This is a genomic window from Streptomyces sp. HUAS TT11, from assembly GCF_051553595.1.
GTDB lineage: Bacteria > Actinomycetota > Actinomycetes > Streptomycetales > Streptomycetaceae > Streptomyces.
Window position 1 is genome coordinate 2799385 of sequence record NZ_CP196184.1, and the last position, 12558, is coordinate 2811942.

Below are 12558 nucleotides of genomic sequence, written 5' to 3' on the forward strand. Positions count from 1 at the left end.
TTTCTCCTCGTCTTCGTCCCGGGCTGCCCGTGTGACAGGGGGACGGTGGCGGAGAAGCGCTCCTTCTGGTGCGGGCCGGTCTTCGATCGAAGCACCCGGGTTTCCTTCCCCCGGGGGCCACTACCGAGGACCGGCGGCGGCGAGGTGCGCTTCCCCTCGTTCGGTGTGCGGGGCGGTGCCCGGTCCGTCCGGGCGTTCCTCGCACTGCTTCGTACATATGGCGTTGTGCTACCACACTACAAAGCGTGGGTGACAGTCCGCATGTACAGCAAAGGGAGCGGCCCCCTTCGTACGGGAACCGCCCCCTTCACGGCGTCTTACCTGGCGCCCGCCGCACCGCGGCGGATGCCGAGGCGGTCGACCAGCACACGGAAGCGCTGGATGTCCTTCTTGGCCAGGTACTGCAGCAGGCGGCGACGCTGACCGACCAGGATCAGCAGACCACGGCGGGAGTGGTGGTCGTGCTTGTGGGTCTTGAGGTGCTCGGTCAGGTCGGAGATGCGGCGGGACAGCAGCGCGACCTGGACCTCGGGGGAGCCGGTGTCACCCTCCTTGGTACCGAATTCGGCGGCAATCTGCTTCTTCGTTGCGGCGTCGAGCGACACGCGTACTCCTCGTAGTCTTCATGAGTGCCGCCGAGTGCCCCTGGTCTGCATCTCAGGGGAGCTTCTGTGACTCGGGCGGCGGGGATCCGCTGAGCGCGTCCTCCGGATCCCTGGAGACCCGCGAGGGGTCCTGGGCAGGGTCAGTGGGCGCGTACACGAACGGCCGTCACACAGCGTACCAGCCGACGACGACGCCCTTGACCGCGGTCCCGTGAACAGCCCGCGGGCCGGTGGGTGGCCACTAGGGTGAGCCCCGGATCATCCGCACGTCGGGAAGGGGTCGCTTCGCCATGGCGGAAGAGTCGGACGAGGACGTCAAGGCGCGCAAGGACCGGGAGCGGGACGAGCTGTACGCCCTCGACATCTCGGACGTCGAGTGGCAGAGCGCACCGGGCACGGAGGCGCACGAGGAGCGGGTCGAGATCGCCTACCTTCCCGGCGGAGCGGTGGCCATGCGGTCCTCGCTCGACCCCGACACGGTACTGCGGTACACGGAGGCGGAGTGGCGGGCCTTTGTGCTGGGGGCCCGGGACGGGGAGTTCGATCTCGCCGAGGGGTCGCGGACCGAGGGCGTCGCCTCCGAGTGAGCCCGGTGCGGTACGGCGCCCTCCGGGTCCGCGGCCGGGGACCGGCCGCGGACCCGGCTCCGGCGGTCGCCCGAGGAGTCCGCCCGCCGACCGGAGGCCCGGCCGGCACCGTGGACACGGAAATCGCCCATCGGTTCCCCGGCGTGGACCGGGGCACCGTGCATACGCCGAACACCGCAGGGGGCGACGGCGCCGGCGTCAGCAGGGCCACGTTCGGCGATCGCCGATACACGCTCCCGGAAACGATCTTCAGGAGGCGCCCCCGGAACGGGCGGACACCACGCCGGGGGTGAACCAGAGTGATGGCGGTGGCCGTCCAAGGACCGCCGCGGGTCGGACACCGCGGAAGTCGAGGGCTGTCGTCGAGCCCTGGAAGGCCTCGCGCCGGCACCCCTGCGGTGAGATGAGCGCGGACCCGGGACCCACCGGTTCGGCGATCGCCGCAACAGCGGCGTGGCGGCATCCGCGCGGCACGCGAGCCGCGGACCGCGAACGGGATGGAGAGGAGGCGCCGATCCGGCCGTGCGGCAGCACTTGACGCTCATACGGAGGACGACGTCCGCCCCGTCAGCCGTGCGCGCAGGGCGGACGCGTCCCGCGGGTGGGCGGGGCCAGGACGGGACCTCCCTGGCCGCCGTTGTGCACATCGAGGCCGACGCCTCGGCGTTGCGGGCCGAGCGGCCCCGGCAGTCGCTGCCCGCGCGTCTCGTGCGCGCCACAACCGAAGCCGGGCGGGTGGGACGGGATCGTGCCGAAGTCCGCTCCCTGGTCGTGCCGCACACCGCCCTCCCCCGCGCGCCACGGGCCGCAGCGGTCCGTCGTCGTCAGCAACTACGCACCGCTGCGGGCCGGGAGCAAAGCCCCGGTCGAAGTCACCCGGCCGACGGACTCCGAGACCGGATTGTTGGGTACACCACGGAGGATGGACCGCGTGACGGCCGTCCACGGCAGGTCGTGAACAACAGCGGTCCGCCATAAGCTGGTTGTGACCGGTTCGCCCCCCGCTTCGGTCCGGTTTGCCTGTCCGCGGCGTTCGCTTTGTGAACGGTCCTCACCTGCCCGTGCGTCACTTGCGAGCACGGTGTGACAACTCGGCCGCGCGCCGAGCCACGGGCGGGCCTGCCCCGGGAACGCTCGTGGTGATTAGGCTGGGAGTGGGCGCCGCACCGGAACCAGTGAGGCCGTCGACGCCCGGGGGACGTGCCGGGCGGAATCGGACGACGTCGGACGACTATGTACAACAAGAGCGGTCGCCCCAGCACGGCATGAGGGTGCTCGACCACACCAGGAGGAACTGTGAGCAGCGATCGGAACGGGATCCGCGGGGGCTGGGCTTCACCCGACGATGACCAGTCCGACGCCGAGTCCGCCCTCGACATGACGGGCGAGTTCACCATCGACTACGCGGCGCCCGCCTGGTACACGCAGAACGCGTCGGGCGGGTCGGCGGACCCGTCGTCGCAGCCGGCCGCGGAGCCTTCGGTTCCCGCTGCTGCCGTTCCGCCCGCGCCTCCGGTTCCCCCCGCTGACGGGGGCGCACCCGCGGGGCCCGCGTCCACGGCGCCGGCCGAGGTGCCGAACGCCGGGTCCGACGAGGGTTTCCCCGTGTGGACGCCACCGGTCGATGCGCCGGCGGCCCCGTCCCCGGCCGGGGACGCGCAGAACGCCGCCACGATGCGATTCTCCGCGGCCGCGCTCAAGCACGAGTTCGAGCAGGCGTCCGCCGCGAACCACGCGGCCGGGAACGACGCGGCGGGCCCGGACGACACGTCACAGGACGGTGAAGACGCCCGCGACGCCGGAGACTTCGAGCTGTCCGCGCCCTCGCCGCGCACCGGCGCCCAGGCCTCGGGCGACGACGCGGAGACCGCCGACACCGGTGCCGCCGGTGCCGCCGGTGCCGCCGCTCAGCAGGCTTCCGTCGCCGAGGACGCGGGCGACTCCGGATCCGGCCCGGACGGGACGGACGAGAACACGGCCGAGCCGTCCGGCGATTCCGCGTCCCCTGAAGTACCGGCGACGGAACCGGCGTCGGAGACCGCACCCCAGACCCCCGACACGACGGTCACCGTCGGCGACAGCGACTCCGCGGACGCCCAGGGCCGGAGCGACGCCGACGGGGCCGGGACGGCACCGGCCGCCCCCGCCGAGGGCGGGACGGCGCAGGGCGTCCGGCCGGACGCCGCCGGGAACGCGCAGTCGCCGCAGGGCTGGACACCGCCGCCGGCACCGCAGAACTCGGTCCCGCCCTTGCCGCCCGCCTACCAGCCGGCCGCGCCCGGCCCGGCGGCTCAGTGGCCCCCCACGCCCCAGCCGGCGCCCGCCGCACAGGGTCAGGCACCCGCACAGCCGACCGTCCCGCCTCAGCAGCAGCCGTCCCAGCCGCAGCCACCGCAGCCCGCGCCCGCCGCCTGGCAGCAGGCCCAGCCCGGGGCGCCCGTCCCCGGCCCGCAGGCCGGCTACGGCTTCCCGCAGCCCGGCGTCCCCACTCCCCCGGCGGCCGACGCCCCGCACCCGCAGGCCGGCTACGGTTTCCCGCAGCCGGGCGTCCCCGTACCACCGCAGAGCGGCTACGGCTTCCCCCGGTCGAACCCCCAGGCCCCGCAGGCACAGGCACCCGACGCCCAGGCCCCGCAGGCACAGCCCCCGGCCGCGGCCCCGTACCCGAACGCCTCCGTGCCGAACCAGCCGGCCCCCCAGCCCCCGGCCGCTCAGCCCGGCTATGGCTTCCCCCCGCAGTCCGACCCGAACTCGGCTGCGCAGCCCGGCGGTTACGGCTTCCCGCAGCCGCCCGCGCAGCCGCAGCCCGCGGTGGACCCGCGCGTCGGTGCCGCCTGGCCGCAGCCCGTCCAGCACGACCAGCGGCAGCCGACCAACCCCGGTGTGGCACCGCTCGGTTACACCGCCGCGGTGGAGCTGTCCTCCGACCGGCTGCTCAACAACAAGAGGCAGAAGGCGAAGAGCAGCCGTCCGGCGGGCGGCGGTGGCCGGTTCAAGCTCGGCGGCAAGAAGGAGGAGGCCGAGCGGCAGCGCAAGCTCGAACTGATCCGCACGCCGGTCCTGTCGTGCTACCGGATCGCCGTCATCAGCCTCAAGGGCGGTGTCGGCAAGACCACCACGACCACGGCGCTGGGCTCCACGCTCGCCACCGAGCGGCGGGACAAGATCCTGGCGATCGACGCCAACCCGGACGCGGGCACCCTCGGGCGCCGGGTGCGCCGCGAGACCGGGGCCACCATCCGCGACCTGGTCCAGGCGATCCCGTACCTGAACTCCTACATGGACATCCGGCGGTTCACCTCGCAGGCGCCCTCCGGTCTGGAGATCATCGCCAACGACGTCGACCCCGCCGTCTCCACGACGTTCAACGACGAGGACTACCGGCGCGCGATCGACGTGCTCGGCAAGCAGTACCCGATCATCCTGACCGACTCCGGGACGGGTCTGCTGTACAGCGCGATGCGCGGGGTCCTGGACCTCGCCGACCAGCTCATCATCATCTCGACGCCCTCGGTCGACGGCGCGAGCAGCGCCAGCACCACGCTGGACTGGCTGTCGGCCCACGGATACGCGGACCTGGTCGCGCGGTCGATCACCGTCATCTCCGGAGTCCGCGAGACCGGCAAGATGATCAAGGTGGAGGACATCGTCGCGCACTTCGAGACGCGCTGCCGCGGCGTCGTCGTCGTGCCGTTCGACGAGCACCTGGCGGCGGGTGCCGAGGTCGACCTGGACATGATGCGGCCGAAGGTGCGGGAGGCGTACTTCACGCTCGCCGCGATGGTCGCCGAGGACATCGCACGCCACCAGCAGTCGCACGGCCTGTGGACGTCGGACGGCAACCCGCCCCCGGTCGCGGCGCCGCCGATGCCCGGCCAGTACCCCGCCCAGATCCCCGCCCAGCAGGTCCCGGGGCAGCCCATGCCCGGGCAGCAGGTCCCGGGCCGGCCGTACATCCCGGGCCAGCAGGTCCCGGGGCAGTCCGCGCCCGGCCATGCCCCGATGCCGCCGCAGGCGCCCCACGGCTACGCACAGCCTCCGTACCCGCAGCCCGGCGCCCAGCAGGGTCCGCCGCACCAGCCGAGCGGATCGCCCCCGGCATCACCGCAGCCGGAGCAGCCGCATCCTCCGGCCCACCAGCCCTACCCGCCCCAGCAGCCCTATCCGCCGCAGCCGGGGCAGACACCGCCTGCGCCGCCCGAGCAGTAGTCGGAACGGCCCCGGCGACGCGGCCCACGGCGACAAGAGCGGGGCGGCCCGCGCCATCAGGCGCGGGCCGCCCCGCTCTTGTACGTGCTCTTCTCCACGAGGGACAGCCGGGGAACTCGGACCCGGCGGCCCCGGGCTCAGTCGGTGCCGTCCGCCGCGATCAGGTCGCGACAGCGCTTCACGTCCTGCGCCATCTGCTCCAGCAGCGCGTCCAGCGACTCGAACCGGGCCTGGCCGCGGACGAACGCCAGGAAGTCGACGGCGACATGCAGCCCGTACAGTTCGAGGCCCACCCGGTCGATGGCATAGGCCTCGACGGTCCGCTCGGTGCCGTCGAACTGAGGGTTCGTACCGACGGAGATCGCCGCCGGCATGGCCTCGCCCTGGACGTGCAGCCAGCCTGCGTACACGCCGTCGGCGGGGATCGCGGTGTGCGGGAGCGTCTCCACGTTGGCGGTCGGGAAGCCGAGCTCGCGGCCCCGCTGGGCGCCGCGCACCACCACGCCCTCGACCCGGTGCGGACGGCCGAGGATCTCGCGCGCCCCCTCGACGTCGCCGTCGGCGATCAGCCGCCGGGTCAGCGTGGAGGAGAAGGGCTCGCCGCCGCCCGCGTCTCCGCTCACATAGAGGTCGACGACCTCGACGTCGAAGTCGTAGGTCTTGCCCTGCTCGGCCAGGAACTGCACGTTTCCGGCGGCCTTGTGGCCGAAGCGGAAGTTCGGGCCCTCGACCACGGCCTTGGCGTGCAGCTTGTCCACCAGGACCTTGACCACGAAGTCGGCGGGCGAGAGCCGTGAGAACTCGGTGGTGAAGGGCAGGATGAGGACCGCGTCGACTCCCAGCTCCGCCATCAGCTCGGCGCGACGGTGGTGCGGGGCGAGCAGCGGAGGGTGGCTGCCGGGGCGCACGACCTCGCTCGGGTGCGGGTCGAAGGTCACGACCACCGAGGGGACGCCCAGCTCACGGGCACGATCCACGGCATGCCTGATGATCAGCTGGTGTCCGCGGTGGACTCCGTCGTAGGACCCGATGGTGACGACGCTGCGCCCCCAGTCCTGGGGGATGTCCTCCAAGCCACGCCAGCGCTGCACTGTGACCGCTCCTCGTCGAACCCATGTCCGTGTCTGCCTCGTACGCAGGTCTAAGGGTGCCATGCCGGATGGTCCCGGCCCGCATCGGCATGGGTGCTGTGACGGGCGGCACGTCGGGCGCCGCGGGTCTGCCGGGTCAGGCCGGGATCCGCAGGCCGCCCAGGTTCTCGATCATCCGGCGGGCGCTCGGGCCGACCAGGACGGCCCATTCCCCCGGCGCCTCGGTCAGCCAGCGGGCCAGGAGCCGGGCGAATCCGGGTACGTGCCGGGCGAGGTCGAACAGTCCGCGGTCGAAATGTGCGGCGCCCTCACCGGTGCGCGCCAGCAGCAGGCCGACCCGGTGGATCACATGGCGGGCGTGCTCCTCACCGCCCCGGTGCAGACCGTCGGCGGCGGCACGCAGCAGGCGCTCGAGGACCATGGGGTCCCGCTCCTGGGCGAGCAGCAGATCCAGCAGTTCCCACCGCAGCGGGCGCGACTCCGCGCTGCCGGGGGCGGCCAGCGCGGCGGCGAGCGCCGCGCGCAGCTCCGCCGGTCCACCGTCGAGCAGTCCGGTGACCAGCGGCAGCAGCACGGCGCGGTGGGCGCGCCCGTGCTCCAGGTATCTGCCCACATGGACGGCGATCTGCTCCCCGAGGCCCGTCGGCGGTCCGGCGTCGTGGGAAGGGACATTCGGCTCCGGGTGGAGCACCATGAGGTCGCGCAGAAGACGGGCGACCCGCCGGGCCAGGGCGGGCGTCGCGGCGTCCACGAGCGTGCTCAGGGTGTCGTCCGCGTCGGGTCCGCACTGGCGCAGCCGCGGGCGGAACGCGTCGAGCACCGGTTCCGGATGGGTGGCGAGCGCGGGGACCAGGGCGCCGACGGGCAGCTGCGGATCCCCGGCGGCGAACCGCGTCAGGGCCTGGGGGAGATAGCGGTCACGGGTCAGCGGATCGTGGACGAGGAGGGCGAGGGCGCCGCCGTGCGCGGTGCAGTCGGCGGGGCGGGCGAGCATGGCGAGGGCCGCATGGCGCAGCAGTTCCCGATCCGCCTCGATGCGGACGTGCGGGGCGGCGCGCAGCCCGTGGGCCACGGCCGCCGTCCGTCGCGCGGGCCGTTCGTCGTGCGCCCAGCGGTCCACGGCCCGACACACCGCGGACGGTTCCTCCTCGGCGAGCACGGCGAGCAGTTCTTCGCCGCGCCGGTGCGCGCTGTCCAGCAGCGCCTCGGTCAGGTGGTCGAGCTCCCGGTGCCGATGCGTGTACAGCAGTGCCTGTGCGGCGGTGGCCACCGTCGCATGCGGAGTGGCGGGCAGCGGGCGCTCGTCGTCGAACCAGCGGGTGAGCTCGCGTTGCACGGCGACGGCGTCGGCGGCGAGAAGCCGTGCCACGGCGTCCAGGTACCGGGGGACGCCCGGTGAAGCGGGGACAGGACCCGCGTCGTGTTCCGGGCCGATCCCGCCGGCCGTACGGGGCGCCTCGTCCGCCGCGACCAGCCTTCTGAGCAGGTCGAGCCGTTCCGCACCGGACACCGGGAGCGCCTCCCAGAACCACGGGCCGAGCTCGCCCGGCACGCCCAGTCCCCGGGCCCGGCGGCGAACCACGTGCTCGGCGAGGAGGCGCAGCGCGTGCAGATACGGCGTCGCGTCGGCCAGCCGCAGCACGGTCCCGGTGATCAGGTGGGTGGCCCACCAGACGGCGTCGTGCTGCGGGTCCTGGCGGGACGGCGGCAGGGTGTCCAGAGAGTGCACCAGTTCCTCGAGCCGCAGGGCGAGCTCGGCGTGTCCCTTGTGGCCGGGCAGCAGGAGCAGGGCCTGGACGACCGGGCCGATGCGATGGCGTGGAACCGGCAGGGTGCGGGAGGGGACGGTGCGCAGTACGGCACGGTCGCGGCGGCGGACGGCCGCCGATGCCGCCAGGGCCGACACCGGACGCTCCACCGCGCCCCGCACCCGGGCGTGCACCAGGGTGTGCAGGGCGGTGTCCAGGTCGAGGTGCATGCCCTGGAGCCGGTCGGCGAGGTCCTCGCGGGCGAAGCGGTATCCGCCGGGCACGGGCACGAACAGCCGTTCGGCGAGGACGGCGCAGTGCCAGCCCTCGATGCGGCCGAGCCACGGCGCCGGCGCGGGCCCACCGGGAAAGACGGCCTGGAAGGTCGCATGGTCCAGTGCGCCCTGCCCGGGGCCGAGGCAGTGGCGGGCGGCCTCGTGGACCTGTCCCGAGACCTTGGCCGCGAGACGGCGCACGGCGGTGCCGCGCAGCCCGTTCCAGGCGGCGAGCCGTCGCGCGATACGCAGGCACATCAGGTCCAGATGCGCGGAGAGGACATCGTCCCGGTTGATACGGGCTCGGCGTGCGGTGCTGCCACCGGGGCCGTCGACGGGCCCGGGAAGGGCCGCGCGCACCTCCGCGAAGAGGCGCAGCGTGAGGGGGTGCCGGGCGGCCGTGTCGTCGAGCAGACCGTCGGGGATGCCGTGGCGCGCGCGGGCCCGGTGGGCCTCCTCGGGGGTGAGGGTGGCGAGCCGGGCGCAGGGTGGCAGAGGGGCCGGGGACCGTGGCGCGACGCTCGGGCCCTCCCCGGTTCGCGTCGGTGTGCAAGCGGGAAGGAGGGCCGGGAGGTTCTCGGGCGGCTCGGGCGCCGGAGCGCACCTCCGGTGCAGCATCTCCCCCGGGAACTGTGCGCCCGCCGACTCCCAGTACTCCTCGCGGCAGGCCACCACGAGCCGTGATCCGGTCTCGCGCAGCCAGGCGGCCGTGGCCGCCGTCCACTCGGGGAGCCGAGGGGCGAGGGCGAGCGGCATCCACTCGGGGTCGTCCAGGAGCAGCAGCAGCGGACGTCCGGCGTTCCGCGCGACCCGGGCCAGGCTCTCGGGGCCGAGGTCGCACGGCCGGCCCGCGCGGGCGTCGGCCCCGTGGACGGTCCCGGCCCCGGGCGCCTCCATGATCCGGTACGCCCGCTCGAGCGCCCGTCTCGCCGCGTCGGCCAGAGAGGTGTCCGGGCCCTCGAGGTCCACCCCGCGCAGCCACAGCACGGGGGCCGGTCGGGGTCCGCATGTGCGCCGTGCGGCGAGAGAGGCGAGTTCCGTCGTACGACCGCTGCCTGGCGGCCCGACCAGTCCGAGGACGGCCGCCGAGCCCTTCTCGAAGGCCGCGAACTCCCTGAGGGCGGCGGCCCGTCGGACGGGCTCGGGGCCGAAGTGCGCATCGTACGGACCCGTCGTCGCCGGGGTCGCCGCTCCGGTGAGGGCGAGGACGCCCGCCAGGTTCAGGTCCGGCCCGTAGGCGGCCACGGTCTCCGCGTTGCGGGCCAGCACGGCCTCCAGCCGCTGTCCGAGCCCGCGCAGGGGGACCGCGAACCCTGTCGTGCGGTGTTCCGTGTGCAGTGCGGTGCCGAGCACGGCCAGCACGGCGCCGGTCCTGGCGTCGAGCACCGGGCCGCCGGCGGCACCGCCGGCCGTGCGCAACGCCTCGGTACCGGCGGTGCCGATCGCCAACTCCAGCGCGGCATCGAGGTGATGGGGCCGGTCCTGCGCGCGGTAGGTGACGGGCGTCGTACCGAGGACGCGTGCCTCGCGCCAGCCGCCTGCGGCGATCCGGACGTACGTACCCGCCTCGATACGGTCCCGCGCCGTGACGGGAAGCGGAGCGAGACCGAGCCCCTCGGTGCGGACGAGGGCGAGTCCGGCGTGGGGCAACGGCGTCACCGCCTCGGCGCCGACCACGCAGACCCGTTCGTCCGGACCCTGGAGCAGCAGCCCGTCGACGCCGTCGACGGCCTCGTGACCGGTGACGACCGTGCCGTCGTGGTCGACGGCGAACCCGGTGCCGCGCGGGCGTCCCGCCCGGTCATACAGGCGCACGAGCCCGGGCCCCGCGCCCGGCTCGTCCCGTCCGCCGTCCACTGTCAGAGAGCCTCGCCCCGCCATCCCCGAACCTCCCCGCCGTACCTGGATCCGACGGTAGGCCGACGATGATCAGCGGGACAGAGCGGACGGCGAACGCGCCCCCTTCCGCACCCTCGGTTCACTCCGAGCGCCTGCTCGATGGGGTGAATGACCGCAGAGGGATGGATACACCTCTGTGAGGGGGAACCGAGGGGGACCGTGGAGCGGCGGCCCGAACCCCGTGTTCGCCGCTCCACGGGCGGGGTTCAGCCGAAGACGGCCAGGCTCTTCGCCTTGCCCTTGAACTCCTCCACCAGCGCGACGAACACACCCTCGGGGTCGAAGACCGCCACGGGACCGGCGCCCGCGTACTCGTCGGGCATCTCCAGGCGCACCCCGTTCCTGAGCAGCCGGGTGCGGTGGGCGTCCACGTCCCAGCGCGGGAACGCGGCCGCGGCCGCCTCGGCGATCGGCATCACGGTCAGCTCCTGCTGGAGCTGTTCCAGGGTGCGGGCGGCGTCCAGCTTGTAGGGACCGACGCGGGTGCGCCGCAGCGCCGTGAGATGGCCGCCGACCCCGAGGTCGGCGCCCAGATCGCGGGCGAGGGCCCGGATGTAGGTGCCGGACGAGCAGACGACGGAGACCACCAGGTCGAGCACCGGGGTGCCGTCCTCGGCGACGGCCTCCCGGACGTCGTACAGCGAGAAGGAGGAGACGGTGACCGGCCGCGCCGGGATGTCGAAGTCCTCGCCCTCACGCGCCCGCTTGTAGGAGCGCACTCCGTCGATCTTGATGGCGCTGACCTTGGACGGCACCTGCATGATGTCGCCGGTCAGCTTGGCGATCCCGGCCTCGACGGCGTCGCGGGTGATCGCGGAGGCGTCGGTGGAGGAGGTGATCTCCCCCTCGGCGTCGTCCGTGACGGTGTTCTGGCCGAGCCGGACCGTCCCCAGGTACTCCTTCTCGGTCAGGGCGAGATGGCCGAGGAGCTTGGTGGCCTTCTCCACACCGAGGACGAGCACTCCGGTCGCCATCGGGTCGAGGGTCCCGGCGTGGCCGACACGCCGTGTCCTGGCGATGCCGCGCATCTTGGCGACGACGTCGTGCGAAGTGAAGCCCGACGGCTTGTCGACGATGACAAGGCCGTCGGGCGTGTTGTGCTGCTGGGTCATTCGGCGGTGTCGTCCGTCTCGTCGTCGGCGCCGGGCTTCCGGTACGGGTCGGCTTCACCGGCGTACGCGGCGCCCGTCGCCGTCTCGCGCACCTTGGCGTCGGAGGCCCGCGCCTTGTCGAGCAGGTCCTCGATGTTCTTCGCGGTGTCCGGGAGGGCGTCCGCGACGAAGCTGAGGGTCGGCGTGAACTTCACGCCCGCGGCCCGTCCGACCTCGGAGCGCAGGATGCCCTTGGCGCTCTCCAGACCGGCGGCGGCCGCCTGCCGCTCCTCCTCGTCCCCGTACACCGTGTAGAAGACGGTCGCCTCCCGCAGATCGCCCGTCACCCGGGTGTCCGTGATGGTGACGTGCGTGCCGAGCCGCGGGTCCTTGATCCCACGCTGCAGCTTCTGGGCCACCACCTCTCGGATGAGGTCCGCCAGCCTCTTCGCCCGCGCGTTGTCGGCCACTGGTCCGTCTCCCGTTCTTTCCTGTCTTTGTTCTCGGTTCAGTCGTCGTCGCCGTGGATACGCCGTCTCACGGACAGCAACTCCACCTCGGGGCGCCCGGCGACCAGCCGCTCGCACCGGTCCAGCACGTCGGTCAGATGCCCCGCGTCGCCGGAGACCACCGCGAGCCCGATGAGTGCCCGCCGATGAAGGTTCATATGGTCCACCTCGGCCGCGCTCACCACGAACTTCCGCTGGAGCTCGGCGACGATCGGACGGACGACGGAGCGTTTCTCCTTCAGCGACCGTACGTCGCCGAGGAGGAGGTCGAAGGACAGAGTCCCCACGTACATGTGCGTCCGGATGACCCGCCGGTACGGGATCGATGGCCCCGCCATCGGTATGGGCAGGGACACGAAAACCGTACAACGAACACCGGAGCGGCTCGACGGAGTTTTCGCCGGACAGCGCCCGGCCCGCCCGGCCGCGACCCGGCCCGTCCTCGCTCCAGGACGGACCGCCGGGGTCCGGGCGGTTGTGCGGGGAGCGACAGGCCCCCCACACGGCGCGCCGACCGACGGAACACGTCCCGTCGGCCGGCGCG

At 73.6% G+C, this 12558-nt stretch carries 8 protein-coding genes; 2 read left to right on the top strand and 6 right to left on the bottom strand.

Annotation, left to right across the window (positions count from 1 at the left end; all coding sequences use genetic code 11):
- Nucleotides 1-317: 317 nt before the first annotated feature.
- On the bottom strand, nucleotides 318-605 hold the full coding sequence (gene rpsO / locus ACSHXN_RS12510) for a 30S ribosomal protein S15 (protein WP_059126890.1): 288 nt from the start codon (nucleotides 603-605) through the stop codon (nucleotides 318-320).
- A 290-nt stretch (nucleotides 606-895) separates the two neighbouring features.
- Here rpsO and ACSHXN_RS12515 point away from each other — a divergent pair, with 290 nt between their 5' ends.
- Both ACSHXN_RS12515 and ACSHXN_RS12520 read left to right on the top strand, forming a co-directional pair.
- Nucleotides 896-1192 carry a DUF397 domain-containing protein gene (locus ACSHXN_RS12515; RefSeq protein ID WP_355142144.1) on the top strand — a complete coding sequence of 99 codons (297 nt, stop codon included), beginning with the start codon at nucleotides 896-898 and terminating at the stop codon, nucleotides 1190-1192.
- Nucleotides 1193-2488: 1296 nt separating this feature from the next.
- Complete coding sequence (locus tag ACSHXN_RS12520) at nucleotides 2489-5401, top strand: SCO5717 family growth-regulating ATPase (protein ID WP_438303108.1); 2913 nt, start codon at nucleotides 2489-2491, stop codon at nucleotides 5399-5401.
- 137 nt (nucleotides 5402-5538) lie between these two features.
- On the opposite strand, the gene ACSHXN_RS12525 is transcribed toward ACSHXN_RS12520, so the two are convergent.
- The 5 genes from ACSHXN_RS12525 to ACSHXN_RS12545 form a co-directional block, all read right to left on the bottom strand.
- A complete protein-coding gene (locus ACSHXN_RS12525) occupies nucleotides 5539-6492 on the bottom strand; it encodes a bifunctional riboflavin kinase/FAD synthetase (protein ID WP_355141905.1) in 954 nt (317 codons plus the stop codon).
- Between the two features lie 136 nt (nucleotides 6493-6628).
- The gene (locus ACSHXN_RS12530) at nucleotides 6629-10396 is read right to left on the bottom strand and encodes a trypsin-like peptidase domain-containing protein (RefSeq protein ID WP_438303110.1); all 3768 of its coding nucleotides are present in this window, start codon (nucleotides 10394-10396) and stop codon (nucleotides 6629-6631) included.
- A 224-nt stretch (nucleotides 10397-10620) separates the two neighbouring features.
- Nucleotides 10621-11526, bottom strand: coding sequence for a tRNA pseudouridine(55) synthase TruB (gene truB / locus ACSHXN_RS12535; protein ID WP_355141909.1), 906 nt, complete (start codon nucleotides 11524-11526; stop codon nucleotides 10621-10623).
- Entirely contained in the window at nucleotides 11523-11975 is a 453-nt protein-coding gene (gene rbfA, locus ACSHXN_RS12540) for a 30S ribosome-binding factor RbfA (protein ID WP_355141911.1), read from the bottom strand. Before rbfA ends, truB begins: the two co-directional genes overlap by 4 nt.
- Nucleotides 11976-12013: 38 nt before the next feature.
- Nucleotides 12014-12307: a DUF503 domain-containing protein gene (locus tag ACSHXN_RS12545; RefSeq protein ID WP_059133441.1), complete on the bottom strand. Its 294-nt coding sequence runs from the start codon at nucleotides 12305-12307 to the stop codon at nucleotides 12014-12016.
- Nucleotides 12308-12558: the final 251 nt, after the last annotated feature.